The sequence below is a fragment of the Streptomyces sp. NBC_01298 genome (assembly GCF_035978755.1).
Taxonomy (GTDB): Bacteria; Actinomycetota; Actinomycetes; order Streptomycetales; family Streptomycetaceae; genus Streptomyces.
On sequence record NZ_CP108414.1, the window covers coordinates 6,713,607 to 6,728,910 of the forward strand.

A 15,304-nucleotide genomic window follows, 5' to 3' on the forward strand; every position below is an offset into this window, starting at 1 on the left:
CATCACCGACGTGCCGTGCGCAGCGCACGGCTGGGAGGCACCCCGTGAAGTTCTCGATGATCTTCGAGGCGCAGCTCGTCGACCCGACGCCCGAACGCGAGCGCCAGGTCATCCACGACTGCGTCGAACAGGCCGTGTTCGCCGAGGAGATGGGCTTCGACCGGATCTGGGCCGTGGAACACCACGCCCTCACCCAGTACGCCCACATGAGCGCCTCCGAGATCTTCCTGACCTGGGTCGCCGCCCGGACCGAGAAGATCCGCATCGGCCACGGCGTCGTCACCATGCCCTTCGGCTACCAGCACCCCGTGCGCGTGGCCGAACGCGCCGCCATGCTCGACGTGCTCTCCGGCGGCCGCGTGGACATCGGCGCCGGCCGCGGCGCCACCCGCCAGGAGATGTCCATGTACGGGGTCCGCCCCGAGGACACCTACCCGCAGATGGAAGAGGCGCTGCGGATCTTCTCCTCCGCCTGGCGCGAGGAGAAGTTCGAGTGGCACGGCTCCATCGACATCGGCCCCGGCGCGATCCTGCCCCGGCCGGTCCAGGACCCGCACCCGCCGCTCTTCATGGCCTGCTCCAAGCACGACACCCTCAAGCTTGCCGCCGAACTGGGCATCGGAGCGCTCGTGATGGGCTTCGCCGGCGCCGACGACGTGCGCGCCATGCGCAAGGTCTACGACGAGGCCATCGCCACCCGCACCGGCGACCGCTTCGTCTCCACCGAGGTCAACGACCACCTCTCCGCGCTCTGCCCCACCATCGTCCTCGACGACGCCGAGCGCGCCCTGCGCCTGGGCACCCGCGGCCAGCGCTTCTTCGCCGAGTCCATCGCCCACTGGTACGGCAACGCCCCCGAACCCACCGGCTACTGCGAGGACGAGACCGCCGAGGAGCACGTGGCCGCGCTGGACCGGGGCCGTGAGGAGCTGGTCGCCAAGCTCCACGGGGCGAACATCCCGGCCCGCCCCGTAGACACCGGCACCTACAACGCCGAGCATGCCTACGGCGACGCCCGGACGGCCATCGCCTACGTCGAGCAACTGCGCGAGATCGGCGTCGACGAGGTCATGTGCCTGATCCAGATGGGCACCGTCCCCCAGGAGGCCTGCATGGAGACCATCCGCCAGTGGGGCGAGACCGTCATCCCGCACTTCCGCGCCCTGGAGGGCTGACCCGTGGCCATCTCCCTCGACGGCAAGGTCGTCGTCATCACCGGCGCCGGACGCGGCCAGGGCGCGGCCGAGGCCCGGCTGTGCGCCGGGGCCGGAGCGCGGGTCGTGGTCACCGACATCCGGGAGGAGGAGGGCCGCGAGGTCGCCGCCTCGCTCGGCGACCAGGGGCTCTACGTCCGCCACGACGTGGCCGACGCCGGCAGCTGGGCGGAGGTGGTCCGCGAGGCCGTACGCGCCTTCGGCACCGTCTCCGCCCTGGTGAACAATGCCGCGCTGTGGCGCACGGCCCACGTGGAGCGCCAGGGCCTGGAGGACTTCGAAGCCCTGCTCCGGGTCAACCTCCTCGGGCCGTTCCTCGGGATCCAGGCCGTGGCCCCGGTGCTGCGCGCCGGCGGAGGCGGCTCGATCGTCAACGTCTCCTCCACCGCCGGACTGGTCGGCATCCCGGGCCACGCGGCGTACGGCTCCAGCAAGTTCGCCCTGCGCGGGCTCACCAAGTCGGCCGCGCTGGACCTGGCGGGGGACCGGATCAGGATCAACTCCGTGCACCCGGGGGCGATCGACACCCCGATGGTCAGCGAGGCCGTCGCGGGACGGGACTGGTCGCACCTGCCACTGGGGCGGATCGGGCGGCCCGAGGAGGTCGCGGAGTTGGTCCTCTTCCTCTGCTCGGAGGGGTCCTCGTACATCACGGGCGCGGAGTTCACGGTCGACGGCGGGATGACCGCGCGATGAGCGGCGGCGGTACCGGTACGGACCGGCTGTCCCCGGCGGCCCGCCGGCTGTGCGACGCGATGGCGGCGTTCTTCCCCGGCCCCGGGGACGCGGCGGCCCTGCGGGCGGCCGCGGCCGCCTCCCCGAGGGGCGGCGCGGAGGTGGCCTCCGTACGGGACGCGGATGCGGACGGGGTCCCCGTCCGGATCTACGACCCGGCGCCGGGGGCCGGGGGCCGCCCGCTGGCGGTGTTCTTCCACGGCGGGGGCTGGGTGATGTGCGGCCTGGACACCCATGACGCGCTGTGCCGGGCCCTGGCCGTGGCCTCGGGCGCGGTGGTCGTCTCCGCGGACTACCGCCTCGCGCCCGAACACCCCTGGCCGGCCGCGCCCGACGACGCGCTGACGGTGCTGCTGTGGGCCCGGGCGCGGGCGGCCGCACTGGGCTGCGACCCCGCGCGGCTGATCGTCGCCGGGGACTCCAGCGGAGGCACCCTCGCGGCCGTGACGGCCCTGCGGGCCCCCGAACTGGTCGCCGGTCAGCTGTTGTTCTACCCGGCGCTGGACGCCTCGATGGAGCACCCGTCGGTGGCCGAGTTCGCGGAGGGGTACTTCCACACGGCCGCGCACATGGCCTGGTACTGGGACCAGTACGGCGGCGACCCGGACCACCCCCACGTCTCCCCGCTGCGCGCCCCCGACCTCTCGGGGCTGCCGCGCACGCTGCTGGTGCTGGCCGACTGCGACGTCCTGCGCGACGAGGGCCTGGCCTACGGGCGCCGGCTGGGCGAAGCCGGAGTGGACTGCGGGATCCAGCTGGTCCCCGGCGTCTTCCACGGCTTCCTCGGCCTGCCGCTGCCGGCGGCGGCCTCGGCGATCGGGGCGGCGGGGGCGTGGGTGGCGGCGACGGCCGCGCCGTAGGAAGGGGGGGTGCGCACGCGGGTATCCCCGGCATGATGTGCGCATGTCGATATCGGTCCCGGGGGCTCTGGCGCGCAACTCCCTCGCCCTCGCAGCGGAGTTCGCCGCGGTGCTGTTGATGCGGGGGTCCCAGCCGCACTGGTTGCCGGTCATGCTCGGGCTGGTCGCCCTCGTGTCCGGGCTGCCGCACGGCACCGACGCCGGTTTCGTCCACCGGACCGTGCTGGCGCTGGGCGCGGTGGCGATCGTTCTGTCCGGGGCCCGGGCCCTGGGCGAAGCCGACCCGCTGCACCTCTGGCAGGCCCTGACCGGAGTCCTGGTCCTGACCCAGACGGTCTCCCTGACCCGCCTCTCGCGGCGCGGGTAGCCGCCGCGCGGGGGGAAGTCCCCGCTGCCACCCGTTGCCGCTGCGCGGGCGAAGTCCCCTACCCGCCCTTCGCCCGTTCCCCGGGGCGGTGCCCCGGACCCCCTGGGGCTCCGCCCCAGACCCCGCGCCTCAAACGCCGGAGGGGCTGAAATGGCGCTCCGCGCCATCCAGCCCCGCCCCCCGCCGGAGGCTAGAGCCGCTCGATGATCGTGACGTTGGCCTGGCCGCCGCCCTCGCACATGGTTTGGAGGCCGAAGCGGCCGCCCGTGCGTTCCAGTTCGTGCAGGAGGGTGGTCATCAGCTTGACGCCCGTCGCGCCCAGGGGGTGTCCCAGGGCGATCGCGCCGCCGTTGACGTTGACCCGCTCCGGGTCCGCGCCCGTCTCCTTCAGCCAGGCCAGGGCCACCGGGGCGAAGGCCTCGTTGATCTCGACCAGGTCGATGTCGGAGAGGGACATGCCCGTCTTCTTCAGGGCGTACGCCGTCGCCGGGATCGGCGCCGACAGCATGCGGATCGGGTCCTCGCCGCGCACCGACAGGTGGTGGATGCGGGCCCGCGGGCGCAGCCCGTGTTCCCGTACCGCCCGCTCCGAGGCCAGCAGCATCGCCGCCGCGCCGTCCGAGACCTGGGAGGAGACCGCCGCGGTGATCGTGCCGCCCTCCATGACCGGCTTCAGCCCCGCCATCTTCTCGAGGGTGGTGTCGCGGCGCGGGCCCTCGTCCACCGACACCTCCCCGTACGGCACGATCTCCCGCTCGAAGCGGCCCTCGTCGATCGCGCGCAGCGCCCGCTGGTGGGAGCGCAGGGCGAACTCCTCCATGTCGAGGCGGGAGATGCCCCACTTCTCGGCGATCAGCTGGGCCCCGTAGAACTGGTTGACGGGGGAGTCCCCGTACCGGGCCCGCCACCCCGCCGAGCCCAGGTAGGGGCCCTCGGTGAAGCCGAGGGGCTCCGCCGCCTGCCGCGAGGCGAAGGCGATCGGGATCATCGACATGTTCTGGGTGCCGCCCGCGACCACCAGGTCCTGCGTCCCGGACATGACGCCCTGCGCCGCGAAGTGCACGGCCTGCTGCGAGGATCCGCACTGCCGGTCGATGGTGACGCCCGGGACCTCCTCGGGGAGTCCCGCCGCCAGCCAGGCCGTCCGGGCGATGTCGCCGGCCTGCGGCCCCACCGTGTCGAGGCAGCCGAAGACCACGTCCTCCACGGCCGACGGGTCGATCCCGGACCGTTCGACGAGCGCCTTGAGGACGTGCGCCCCCAGGTCGGCCGGGTGGACCTCGGACAGGCCCCCCTTGCGCCGCCCCACGGGGGTGCGTACCGCTTCGACTATGTAGGCCTCGGGCATCAGAACTCCTCAGGGTTACGTGCGTGTGGCGATGCCGTCCAGGACCATCGAGAGGTACTGGCGGGCGATCTCCTCGGGGCTGTGCTGGCCGCCCGGCCGGTACCAGGACGCCGCCACCCACACCGTGTCGCGCACGAAGCGGTAGGTGAGGCGGATGTCCAGGTCGGCGCGGAAGACCCCGTCCGCGACCCCGCGCTCCAGCGTCCCCAGCCACGCCTTCTCGAACTTGACCTGCGAGTCGGAGAGGTAGTGGAAGCGGGGCTGGACCGACAGGGTCCGGGCTTCCTTCTGGTAGATGGCGACCGCGGCGCGGTGCCGGTCGATCTCCCGGAACGATTCGGTGACGAGGGCCTCGATGGTCTGCCTGGGTCCGAGACCGGCGGCGAGGACGGTGTCGTACCCCTCCCACAGCTCGGTCAGGAAGGCGGAGAGGATCTCGTCGAGCATCGATTCCTTGGAATCGAAGTGGTAGTAGAGGCTGCCGGCGAGCATGCCGGCGGCGTCGGCGATCTTGCGGACGGTGGTGGCGTTGTAGCCCTGCGCGGCGAAGACCTCGGCGGCGGTGTCGAGGAGTTCGCGGCGGCGTTCCGGTGACGCCGTCACCTGGGGCTTCTTCTTGGCCGTCGATGCGATCGGCTTGTTCGTTGGCACCCGGCCATTCTCGTCATAGGTCGCCCTACGCGTGCTGACTGCTGACCGACACGGTCTCGCCCGTCATGTACGACGAGTAGCCGCTGGCCAGGAACACGATGACGTTGGCCACCTCCCAGGGCTCGGCGTAGCGGCCGAAGGCCTCGCGGGCGGTGAGCTGGGTGAGCAGCTCCTCGCTGGTCACCTTCACCAGGTGCGGGTGCATGGCCAGGCTCGGTGCGACCGCGTTGATCCGTACGCCGAACTCCGCCGCCTCCAGCGCCGCGCAGCGGGTCAGCGCCATCACCCCCGCCTTGGCGGCGGCGTAGTGGGCCTGCCCGGTCTGGGCGCGCCAGCCGATGACGGAGGCGTTGTTGACGATCACCCCGCCCGTTCCGGAGGCCCGCATCGAGCGCATCGCGGCGCGGGTGCAGCGGAAGGTGCCGTTCAGCGTGACGTCGAGGACGCGGGACCACTGGTCGTCGGTCATGTCCACGAGGTTCGCCGTGCCGCCGAGCCCGGCGTTGTTGACGACGAGGTCGAGGCGGCCGTGGAGCCGCTCGGCGAGCGCGAAGAAGGCGCCCACCTGCTCCTCGTCGGTGACGTCGCAGGGCAGCGAGGCGACCCGGTCCGCGCCGAACTCGGCGGCCAGCGCCTCCTCGCTCTCCTTGAGCCGGCGGGCGTGCGCGTCGCCGATGAGGACCCGGGCCCCCTCCTCCAGGAACCGGCGTGCTGTGGCCCCGCCGATGCCGGCCCCGGCGGCCGCGGTGATCACGGCGCTGCGGCCGGTGAGCAGTCCGTGCCCGGCCACGTACTCGGGTGCGTTGCCGATCGCGTTCACGCCCGTACCTCCTTGGGAAGGCCGAGGATGCGCTCGGCGACGATGGTGCGCTGGATCTCGTCGGAGCCCGCGTAGATGGTGTCGGAGCGGGAGAAGAGGAAGAGCCGCTGCCAGTCGTCGAGGTCGTACGGGTCCCCGTGCGCCCCCGCCGCCAGGAGCGAGTCGGCTCCGCGGACGTCCATGGCGAGCTCGCCGAGGTCCCGGTGCCAGCGGGCCCAGTACAGCTTGGCCGTGGACGGTGCGACCCCGGGCCGCAGCGCGGAGGCGCGCATGGTCTCCAGGCCGATCCAGGCCCGGACGAGCCGGTCGCGGATCAGCGGATCGGCCATCGCCCCGTTGTGCTTCGCCAGCGCGGCCAGGTCCTCCAGCTCGCGGCGGAAGCCGACCTGTTGGCCGAGGGTGGAGACGCCGCGTTCGAAGCCGAGGGTGGCCATGGCCACGGCCCAGCCCTCGCCGGGCGCGCCGACGACGTGGGCGGCGTCGGTCCGGGCCCCGTCGAAGAAGACCTCGTTGAACTCGGAGGTCCCGGTCAGCTGCACGATGGGCCGGACCTCCACCCCGGGCTGGTCCATCGGGACCAGGAGGTAGGAGAGCCCCGCGTGCCGGCGGGAGCCCGGCTCGGTGCGGGCGACGACGAAGCACCACTGCGAGGCGTGGGCCAGGGAGGTCCAGATCTTCTGGCCGTCCACCACCCACGCGCCGTCCACGAGGGAGGCCCGGGTGCGGATGTTCGCCAGGTCCGAGCCGGCGTCGGGCTCGCTGTAGCCCTGGCACCACAGCTCCTCCACGGCCCGGATGGGCGGCAGGAAGCGCCGCCGCTGCTCCTCGGTGCCGTGCGCGATGAGGGTGGGGCCGAGGAGCTGCTCCCCTATGTGGTTCACGCGCGCGGGCGCGTCGGCCAGCGCGTACTCCTCGTGGAAGGCGATCTGCTGCTCCGTGCTCGCGCCGCGGCCGCCGTACTCGACGGGCCAGCCCACGCAGGTCCAGCCGTGCGCCGCCATGTGCCGCTCCCAGGCGAGGCGTTCGGCGAAGGCCTCGTGCTCCCGGCCCGGTCCGCCGCGGCCCTTGAGGGCGGCGAACCCACCGGTGAGGTGGGTCCGTAGCCAACTCCGAACCTCGGTGCGGAACTCCTCGACGCTGCTCATGGCCGTACGTTAACCTACCAAACACTTGTTAGGGAAGGATCCTGGGATGCCGATGCCCGATGACACCCCCGTGCTCTATGAGCGCCGCGGACCGGTCGCGTACGTGACCATGAACCGCCCCCGGTACCGCAACGCCCAGAACAGCGCGATGACCTACGCCCTCGACGACGCCTTCTACCGGGCCGCGGACGATCCCGCCGTCAAGGTCCTCGTCCTGGCCGGGGCCGGCGAGCACTTCTCCGCCGGCCACGACATCGGCACCCCCGAGCGTGACGCGCACCTGCCCTTCGAACGCCGGGCCGGCCTGTGGTGGGACCACTCCCAGCGCTCCGGCGCCGAGTCCCGCTTCGCCCGCGAATCCGAGGTCTACCTCGGCATGTGCCGGCGCTGGCGCGAACTGCCCAAGCCCGTCATCGCCTCCGTCCACGGCGCCTGCGTGGCCGGCGGGCTGATGCTCGCCTGGGTCTGCGACCTGATCGTGGCCAGCGAGGACGCCTTCTTCGCCGACCCCGTCGTCCGCATGGGCATCCCGGGCGTGGAGTACTTCGCCCACCCGTGGGTCATGCCCCCGCGCATCGCCAAGGAGTTCCTCTACACCGGCGACCGGATGCCCGCCCGCCGGGCCCACGAGATCGGCATGGTCAACCGGGTCGTCGAGCGGGCCGAACTGGCGGAAGCCACCGACCGGCTCGCCCTGCGGATCGCCGAGATGCCCTCCTTCGGCCTCGCCCTCACCAAGCGGGCCGTCAACCAGGCCGAGGACCTCCAGGGCCTGCACACCGGCATGGACTCCGTCTTCGGCCTGCACCACCTCGCGCACGCCCACAACGCCGAAACGGCGGCGGACTCGCTCGGCGGCATGAATCTGTCCGCGATGAAGGACGCAGCGATGAAGGATGCCGAGACGAAGGAGGCGAACGGCTGATGGACCTGAACCACTCGGCGGACGTGGAGGCCTTCCGGGCCGAGGCGCGCGACTGGCTCGCCGCCCACGTGCCCGCCACCCCCCTGCCCTCCCTGGAGACCCGCGAGGGCTTCGCCGCCCACCGGGAATGGGAGGCGCTCCTGCACTCCGCCCGCTGGGCGGTGGTGTCCTGGCCCGAGGAGTACGGCGGCCGCGGCGTCGACATCGAGCACTGGCTGGTCTTCGAGGAGGAGTACTGGGCCGCCGGCGCGCCCGGCAGGGTCTCGCAGAACGGCATCAACCTGCTCGCCCCCACCCTCTTCGACCACGCCACCGGCGAACAGCGAGCCCGGGTCCTGCCCTCCATGGCCAGCGGGCGGACCATCTGGGCCCAGGCCTGGTCCGAGCCCGAATCCGGCTCCGACCTCGCCTCCCTCACCTCCCGGGCGGTGCGCACCGAGGGCGGCTGGCTGCTGTCCGGACAGAAGACCTGGTCCTCGCGGGCCGCCTTCGCCGACCGCGCCTTCGGCATCTTCCGCACCGACCCCGACGCCCCCAAACCCCACCAGGGCCTCACCTATCTGATGTTCGACCTCCGCGCCCCCGGGGTCACCGTGCGGCCCATCGGCCGCCTCGACGGCAAGCCCGCCTTCGCGGAACTCTTCCTCGACGAGGTCTTCGTCCCCGACGCGGACGTCATCGGCGAGCCCGGACAGGGCTGGCGGATCGCCATGTCCACCACCGGCAACGAACGCGGACTCACCCTGCGCGCCCCCGGCCGCTTCCTCGCCGCGGCCGACCGCCTCGTGGACCTCTGGCACAACCTCGGGAACCCCGCCGACACCGCCCTGCGCGACCGGGTCGCCGACGCGGTCGTCGGAGCCCGCGCCTACCAGCTGTTCACCTGGGCCAACGCCTCCCGCTTCGCCGCCGGAGAGACGATCGGCGCCGAGTCCAGCCTGAACAAGGTGTTCTGGTCCCGGTACGACATCGCCCTGCACGAGAGCGCCCTCGACCTGCTCGGCCCCGACGCCGAACTCGCCGACGGGGAATGGGCCGAGCCGTGGATCTTCTCCCTCGCCGGTCCCATCTACGCGGGAACCAACGAGATCCAGCGCGACATCATCGCCGAGCGGCTGCTCGGCCTCCCGAAGGGCCGCCGCTGATGCGCTTCCTGCCGTCCGAGGAACAGTCGGACTTCGCCCGCACCCTGCGCGGTCTGCTCGCCGCCTCGGACGTCCCGGCGGCGGTACGGGCCTGGGGCGCGGGCGACCACGCTCCCGGCAAGGAGCTGTGGGCGAGGTTCGCCGCCACCGGACTGTTCGCCCTCGCGGCCGACGAGGCCCACGAGGGCATGGGCCTGATGCCGCTGGAGCTGGCAGGAGGGTTCGTGGAACTGGGCCGCGCCGGGGTCCCCGGCCCGGTCGTGGAGACGGCCGCCGCCGCCGTACTCCTGACCCGGCTCGGCGACGAGGCACTGGCCAAGCGGTTCCTCCCCGGGCTGGCGGCGGGGGAGACACCGGCCACCCTCACCCTGCCCGGCGGGGGCCCCTACGCCCTGGACGCCGACGCGGCCACCCACCTCTTCACGGTGTCCCCGGCCGGGGAGCTCCGCCTGGCGCCGGGCGCCGGACCGCCGCGCACCTCCATCGACCCCGCCCGCCGCCTCGCCCTCCCGGACGGCGGCGGCGAACTCCTCGCCGCCGGCCCGGCCGTCACCGCGGCGGCCCGGGACGCCGCCGACTGGGCCCGGCTGCTCACCGCCGCCCAGTGCCTCGGCACCGGCGAGGCCCTCCTCGCGCGCACGGTGGAGTACGCGAAGCAGCGCACACAGTTCGGCACGGCGATCGGCGCCTTCCAGGCGGTCAAGCACCGGCTCGCCGACACCCTGATCGGCCTGGAGTTCGCCCGGCCGCTGCTCTGGGCGGCCGCGCTCTCCCTGGACCCCGGGGAGGTCGCGGCGGCGAAGCTGACCGCGGGCGAAGCGGCGTACGCGGCCGCCATGACCGCGCTCCAGCTGCACGGGGCCGTCGGCTACACCGAGGAGCTCGACCTCTCCCTGTGGCTGCGCAAGGCCCGCCCGCTGCGCGATGCCTGGGGGAGCCCCTCGCAGTGCCGGGCGGCGGTGCTTCAGGAGCGGCTGCGGTAGTACGTGGCGAGGGCGGTGTTCAGCACCACGACCACCGTGAACCAGAGGGACGGCAGCCGCTGCCCGAGCGCGAGCAGCGCCAGGGCGGCGGCGCCGAACACCACCGCCTTCACCCCGAGCCGAGCGGCGAGCGGAACGGCGTACCGGGCCTTCGGCGCGGCGAACATCCCCCAGAGCGCGGCGGCGGCCAGCGGCGCGGCCACCGCCAGGGCGACGGAGCCCGCCGGCCCGATGTCACGGCTCCAGCCCCACCAGGCCAGCAGACCCAGGGCCAGCAGCTCCAGCAGGAAGGCGAGGCCCTCGTTGGCGAGGAAGAACACCTTGACGGCGGGGGGCAAGGGAGAAGAGGAAGCCATGCCCGCCAGCCTCGTACCGCCGGGGCGGAGGGCGCTACTCCGCACCGGGCCGTCTCAGAGGACGGCCACGCTGACGCTCACCACGTAGGGCTCTTCCACCGTCCCGTCCGGAAAGAGCGGGTCCAGCCGCTCCCGCTCGGAGCCCAGGAACTCCCGCGTCCCCGCCTCGCCCAGCAGCAGGAACGCCGAATGGCTGGCCAGGTTCGCCAGGTGCGCCTCCAGCGGGATCCGCCGGGACCACGGGACGGTCCGCGTGGCGAAACCGGAGTCGAGGCCGCGCGGAAGCGTCCGGAACCCCAGGGCCTGGGCGCTCCCCCCGACCGCGCCGGCCCCGCCCGCGACCGCGCCGACCGGGCCGTCGGCCCCGAAGAAGGCATGGATCCGCTCGCCCTGCGCCGCGACCCAGCCGGCCGACTCGTCCAGGTCGTTCCACCAGATCGCGAGCGCCCCGCCGGGCTTCAGCACCCGGCGGGCCTCCGGCACGGACCGCGCCGGATCCGTCCAGTGCCAGGCCTGGGCGTACGTCAGGAAGTCGAAGGCGGCCCCGGCCAGCGGCAGCCGGTCCCCGTCCCCGCGCACGAGGGGGATCCCCGGCCGGCCGCGCCGGAACTCCGCCGCCATCCCGTCCCCGGGCTCCACCGCCACCACCTCGGCCCCCCGGGCGCGCATCGGCGCCGTCCCGATCCCGGTCCCCGCACCCACGTCGGCGACCCGGGCCCCGGCGAACCGGCGCCCGGCCAGCTCCTCGACGGTGTCGTACACGGCCTCGGGATAGCCGGGCCGGTGCTGCCCGTAGAGGGCGGCGGCGCTGTCGAAGGACCGGGCCCGGGAGCGGGCAGTCGTCCGAGCTGTCGTCATGGTTGCCATTGTTTTCGACCGGGCCCGCTCCGGCCAGCCCTTCCGGGCCGGGCTCACGCGGCGCGGACCAGCCCCGCCTCGTAGGCGAGGATCGCGGCCTGGGTCCGGTTCGAGAGGTCGAGCTGCGTCAGGATCCGCGAGACGTACGTCTTCACGCTCGCCGGGGACAGGTGCAGGGCCTCGGCTATCTGCAGGTTCGTCCGGCCCTCGCCGACCAGCGCGAGGACGTCGCGCTCGCCGGGGGACAGGGTGGAGAGCTGCTCCGCGTGGTCGGGGGCCTCGGTGCGGGTGTCCGCCCGTTCCAGCAGCACCCGCATCACCCCGGGCGCCAGGGCGCTGCCGCCCGCCGCGACCGTGCGGATCCCGGCGAAGAGCTCCTCGGGGCGCAGGTCCTTCAGCAGGAACCCGGCCGCTCCGGCCCGCAGCGCGTCCAGGACCAGATCGTCCGCCGTGTAGCCGGTGAGGACGAGCACGCGCGGCGGATCCGGCAGCCGCAGCAGCTGCAAGGTGGCCTCCATGCCGTCGACCTTCGGCATGACCAGGTCCATCAGCACGACGTCCGGCCGGTACGTGCGGGCCAGCGGTACGGCCTCGGCCCCGTCGGCGGCTTCCGCGACCACCTCGATGTCCGGGGCGTTCGCGAGCAGGGTCACCAGCCCCGACCGTATGAGGCTCTGGTCGTCGACCACCATCACGCGGATCGTCATGTGACCCACCTCCCCTGAATCCCCGTCTCATTGCGGACATTACCGCCATATAGGGACTTAAGTCCGCCCAACCCTCCCTCCCCAGTCCCCTTTTGCTGTCCCGCTTGTCCTCTTTCGGCGACTTCGGGCACCCCCCGTCTTCCCAGACGGTGGTTACCGAGGCAGAACGCACCGCCGCTTCACCCGGTGCACCGGCCTCCGCAATGTCCCCGAAGTCAGGAACTCCGCATGTCTTTCCCGTCTGCTCGTACCCTCGCCGGTCTCGTTGTCGCCGGTATCGCCGCACCCGCCGCCGTGGGTCTCGTGGCTCAGCCCGCGTCCGCCGCGTCGGTCGGCACGTGGGACAAGGTCGCCCAGTGCGAGTCCACCAACGACTGGAGCATCGACACCGGCAACGGCTACTACGGCGGCCTGCAGTTCTCCTCCAGCACGTGGGCGGAGTTCGGCGGCCGGCAGTACGCCCCCCAGGCCGACCAGGCCACCAAGGCACAGCAGATAGCCGTCGCCGAGAAGGTCCTGGCGGCCCAGGGCCCCGGCGCCTGGCCCGCCTGCGGCAAGCTCGCCGGCCTGCAGCGCGGCGGTCCGGCCCCCGAGGCGCCCGAAGCGCCCGCCCAGGGCGCCGGCACCTCGACCGCGGACGAGAGCGCCGAGGCCCCGGCCGCCCCGAAGGCCCAGGGCGCGAACAACTACACCGTGGTCAGCGGCGACACCCTCGGCACCATCGGTTCCGAACTCGGCGTCAGCTGGGAGTCCCTCTACTCCGAGAACCGCTCGGTGATCGGGTCCGACCCGGACATGATCTTCCCGGGCCAGCGCCTCGCGTACGGCTCCTCGGACTCCAGTGACAGCGCCCCGGCCGCCCCGAAGTCCTCCAGCTCGTCGAACTCGTCGGACTCCTCGGACTCCTCGGACTCCTCGGACTCCTCCGACTCCGCGGGCTCGTCCGATTCCTCGGACTCCTCCGACAGCGGCTCCAGCAGCAGCGCCGAGGGTGTTCTGCCCGTCTCGGGCGGCAGCATCTCCGCGCGTTACCACCAGGCGGGCGGCTGGGCCGCCGGCTACCACACCGGCATTGACTTCGCGGTGTCCACCGGCACCCCGGTCCGGGCGGCCGCCGCGGGTACCGTCGTCTCCTCCGGCTGGCAGGGCGCGTACGGCAACGCCGTCGTCATCAAGCACGACGACGGCCGCTACACCCTCTCCGCCCACCTCTCCTCGGCGACCGCCTCCGAAGGCGAGCGCGTCTCCGCCGGCGAGCGGATCGGCAGCTCCGGCAACACCGGCAACTCCACCGGCCCGCACCTCCACTTCGAGGTCCGCTCCAGCAACAGCTACGGCGCCGACGTCAACCCGGTCACCTGGCTGAACGGCCTCGGCGTCTCCGTGTAAGCAGCGCGAGCGATACCCCGGGCCATCAGGCGCCGGTCCCAGAACACGTCCCCCCGGGATGCCCCTTCGGCGGAAGAAGGGCAACCTGGGGGGACGTTTTGGCATGTTCTGCGCACATCTGTGCGCCGACGGGGGGTGGTGGAGTCATGCAGGCCGTGCCCGGTCGCGCCGGACAGCTGCTGGAACGGGGTCTGCGGACCCTGACCGGGGAGAGCGCCGGGGCGCCGGACCCGGTGCGCGCCCGCCGCACCGACATCTGGCTCGCCCTGGTCTGCGGGCTGCTCACCACCCTCAACCTCCACGACGTCCACCGCTTCGGCTTCGTCACGGACTACCCCACGAGCCTCGCCGTCGGCTGGCTCGCGGCGCTCGCCCTGCTCTGGCGCCGCTCCCACCCCTGGATACCGGCCCTCGCGGCCACCGCCGCCACCCTCGTCTCCGACGACCGCGGCCCCCTCGTCTTCGGCGCCTACGCCCTGGCCGCGTACGGCCGCGCCCACCGCTGGGGCGGGATCCTGCTGATGGCCGTCGTCTACGCCGCCACCCGCGACGTGATCCTGCCCCTCGGGTACGCGGGGCGCGACCCCGCCTCCTTCGTCCTCGGCTCCATCCTCGTGCCCGCCCTGTACGGGGAGACCGTGCGCCGCAACCGGCACGTCATGGCCGCGCTGCGCGAGCGGGCCCGCCAGGCCCACGCCGCCGTGGACCAGGCGGCCGACCTCGCGGTCGTCCAGGAACGCACCCGTTTGGCCCAGCGCACCCACGACGGGCTCGGCCACCGCCTCACCGCCCTCACGATGCAGGCCGCCGCCCTGCGCCTGGACGCCGGGGCCGACCCCCGGGTCCGGGAGGCCGCCGGAGCCGTGGAGGAATCGGCGCGGGCCGCGATGGCCGAGGTCAGGGAGGTGCTGGACATGCTGACCGACCCCGCGGGCAGCCGCGCGTACACCTCCCCCGTGGACGTGGGCCGCTTCCTCGGCTCCCTGGCCCGGAACATGCGGGCCACCGGCATGGAGATCACCCACCACACCCAGACCGGGCTGGGGTCCTTCCCGGCGGCCGACGGGCGCCTCCTGCTGCGGATCGCCCGCGAGGGGCTCACCAACGCGGCGAAGTACGCCCCCGGCTCCGCCGTTCGGATGAATCTCTACGCCGAGGACGGGGAGGTTCGCCTCGATGTGATCAACACCGCACCGGAGGGGGAACGGATCGTCCTCGACTCCGGTGGGATGGGCATTCCGGGGCTCCGGCACGCCCTCGCGGAGGTGGGCGGGAAGCTGCGGGCCGGACCCACTCAGGACGGAGGTCACATGCTCGCGGCGACACTCCCCGACCGACGTGTGCTAGCTTAGAGCTCGTTGCAGTTGTGGTACCCATGAACTTTATGTGCGCCTGACGGGAATGCTCCGACAGGCGCTTTTATTGTTTTGCCGGAATCTCCGGATGGGGCCCTTTGCCGCCTATTCAGGAGATTCAAAAATGGCACTTGGCACCGTGAAGTGGTTCAACTCGGAAAAGGGCTTCGGCTTCATCGAGCAGGACGGTGGCGGCCCGGACGTCTTCGCCCACTACTCGAACATCGCCACCCAGGGCTTCCGTGAGCTCAACGAGGGCCAGCGCGTGTCCTTCGACGTCACCCAGGGCCAGAAGGGCCCCCAGGCGGAGAACATCCTCCCCGCCTAAGGCAGTCAGCACGCCGGGGTCCGCACCGAGTAGGTGCGGGCCCCGGCTTGTCTGCTGTTTCGCACCATTTGTTTGCAGTGCTTTGTGCAGTACCTGCCGGTTTCAGGAGGGCTTTCTC

Annotated in this window: 17 protein-coding genes; 10 read left to right on the plus strand and 7 right to left on the minus strand. The window is 72.9% G+C overall.

All coding sequences use genetic code 11. The annotated features are described in order from the left end of the window. Positions 1–44: 44 nt before the first annotated feature. Genes OG730_RS30500 through OG730_RS30515 form a run of 4 tightly spaced genes read left to right on the plus strand, consistent with a single transcriptional unit; the run spans position 45 to position 3,176 of the window. Positions 45–1,175 carry an LLM class flavin-dependent oxidoreductase gene (locus OG730_RS30500; protein WP_327307238.1) on the plus strand — a complete coding sequence of 377 codons (1,131 nt, stop codon included), beginning with the start codon at positions 45–47 and terminating at the stop codon, positions 1,173–1,175. A 9-nt stretch (positions 1,176–1,184) separates the two neighbouring features. Next, positions 1,185–1,910 carry an SDR family NAD(P)-dependent oxidoreductase gene (locus OG730_RS30505; RefSeq protein WP_327309487.1) on the plus strand — a complete coding sequence of 242 codons (726 nt, stop codon included), beginning with the start codon at positions 1,185–1,187 and terminating at the stop codon, positions 1,908–1,910. Continuing rightward, positions 1,907–2,809, plus strand: a complete 903-nt coding sequence (locus OG730_RS30510) for an alpha/beta hydrolase (RefSeq protein ID WP_327307239.1) — start codon at positions 1,907–1,909, stop codon at positions 2,807–2,809. Before OG730_RS30505 ends, OG730_RS30510 begins: the two co-directional genes overlap by 4 nt. Before the next feature lie 43 nt (positions 2,810–2,852). Beyond that, complete coding sequence (locus OG730_RS30515) at positions 2,853–3,176, plus strand: hypothetical protein (RefSeq protein WP_327307240.1); 324 nt, start codon at positions 2,853–2,855, stop codon at positions 3,174–3,176. 190 nt (positions 3,177–3,366) lie between these two features. Here OG730_RS30515 and OG730_RS30520 read toward each other — a convergent pair whose 3' ends face one another. Genes OG730_RS30520 through OG730_RS30535 form a run of 4 tightly spaced genes read right to left on the minus strand, consistent with a single transcriptional unit; the run spans position 3,367 to position 7,140 of the window. Next, positions 3,367–4,524, minus strand: coding sequence for an acetyl-CoA C-acetyltransferase (locus OG730_RS30520; RefSeq protein ID WP_327307241.1), 1,158 nt, complete (start codon positions 4,522–4,524; stop codon positions 3,367–3,369). A 15-nt stretch (positions 4,525–4,539) separates the two neighbouring features. Continuing rightward, positions 4,540–5,175 carry a TetR/AcrR family transcriptional regulator gene (locus OG730_RS30525; RefSeq protein WP_327307242.1) on the minus strand — a complete coding sequence of 212 codons (636 nt, stop codon included), beginning with the start codon at positions 5,173–5,175 and terminating at the stop codon, positions 4,540–4,542. Between the two features lie 25 nt (positions 5,176–5,200). Beyond that, a complete protein-coding gene (locus OG730_RS30530) occupies positions 5,201–5,986 on the minus strand; it encodes an SDR family oxidoreductase (RefSeq protein ID WP_327309488.1) in 786 nt (261 codons plus the stop codon). A 5-nt stretch (positions 5,987–5,991) separates the two neighbouring features. After that, positions 5,992–7,140, minus strand: coding sequence for an acyl-CoA dehydrogenase family protein (locus tag OG730_RS30535; protein WP_327307243.1), 1,149 nt, complete (start codon positions 7,138–7,140; stop codon positions 5,992–5,994). A gap of 46 nt (positions 7,141–7,186) precedes the next feature. Between OG730_RS30535 and OG730_RS30540 the strand changes: the two genes are divergently transcribed. Genes OG730_RS30540 through OG730_RS30550 form a run of 3 tightly spaced genes read left to right on the plus strand, consistent with a single transcriptional unit; the run spans position 7,187 to position 10,193 of the window. Then, on the plus strand, positions 7,187–8,065 hold the full coding sequence (locus OG730_RS30540; RefSeq protein WP_327307244.1) for an enoyl-CoA hydratase: 879 nt from the start codon (positions 7,187–7,189) through the stop codon (positions 8,063–8,065). Continuing rightward, a complete protein-coding gene (locus OG730_RS30545; RefSeq protein ID WP_327307245.1) occupies positions 8,065–9,210 on the plus strand; it encodes an acyl-CoA dehydrogenase family protein in 1,146 nt (381 codons plus the stop codon). Before OG730_RS30540 ends, OG730_RS30545 begins: the two co-directional genes overlap by 1 nt. After that, positions 9,210–10,193 carry an acyl-CoA dehydrogenase family protein gene (locus OG730_RS30550; RefSeq protein WP_327307246.1) on the plus strand — a complete coding sequence of 328 codons (984 nt, stop codon included), beginning with the start codon at positions 9,210–9,212 and terminating at the stop codon, positions 10,191–10,193. Before OG730_RS30545 ends, OG730_RS30550 begins: the two co-directional genes overlap by 1 nt. On the opposite strand, the gene OG730_RS30555 is transcribed toward OG730_RS30550, so the two are convergent. From OG730_RS30555 to OG730_RS30565, 3 genes are read right to left on the minus strand one after another with little or no spacing between them, the layout of a single operon-like run. Further along, entirely contained in the window at positions 10,175–10,549 is a 375-nt protein-coding gene (locus tag OG730_RS30555) for a YrdB family protein (protein WP_327307247.1), read from the minus strand. The genes OG730_RS30550 and OG730_RS30555 overlap by 19 nt on opposite strands. Before the next feature lie 54 nt (positions 10,550–10,603). Continuing rightward, positions 10,604–11,407 (minus strand): class I SAM-dependent methyltransferase, encoded by an 804-nt coding sequence (locus OG730_RS30560; RefSeq protein ID WP_327307248.1) that lies wholly within the window; start codon positions 11,405–11,407, stop codon positions 10,604–10,606. Between the two features lie 53 nt (positions 11,408–11,460). Beyond that, positions 11,461–12,114, minus strand: a complete 654-nt coding sequence (locus OG730_RS30565) for a response regulator transcription factor (RefSeq protein ID WP_327307249.1) — start codon at positions 12,112–12,114, stop codon at positions 11,461–11,463. 228 nt (positions 12,115–12,342) lie between these two features. On the opposite strand from OG730_RS30565, the gene OG730_RS30570 reads away from it, so the two are divergent. The 3 genes from OG730_RS30570 (at position 12,343) to OG730_RS30580 (ending at position 15,186) form a co-directional block, all read left to right on the plus strand. Beyond that, positions 12,343–13,503: a peptidoglycan DD-metalloendopeptidase family protein gene (locus tag OG730_RS30570; RefSeq protein ID WP_327307250.1), complete on the plus strand. Its 1,161-nt coding sequence runs from the start codon at positions 12,343–12,345 to the stop codon at positions 13,501–13,503. A 146-nt stretch (positions 13,504–13,649) separates the two neighbouring features. Beyond that, the gene (locus OG730_RS30575; RefSeq protein ID WP_327307251.1) at positions 13,650–14,855 is read left to right on the plus strand and encodes a sensor histidine kinase; all 1,206 of its coding nucleotides are present in this window, start codon (positions 13,650–13,652) and stop codon (positions 14,853–14,855) included. A 127-nt stretch (positions 14,856–14,982) separates the two neighbouring features. Then, a complete protein-coding gene (locus tag OG730_RS30580; protein ID WP_112447913.1) occupies positions 14,983–15,186 on the plus strand; it encodes a cold-shock protein in 204 nt (67 codons plus the stop codon). Positions 15,187–15,304: the final 118 nt, after the last annotated feature.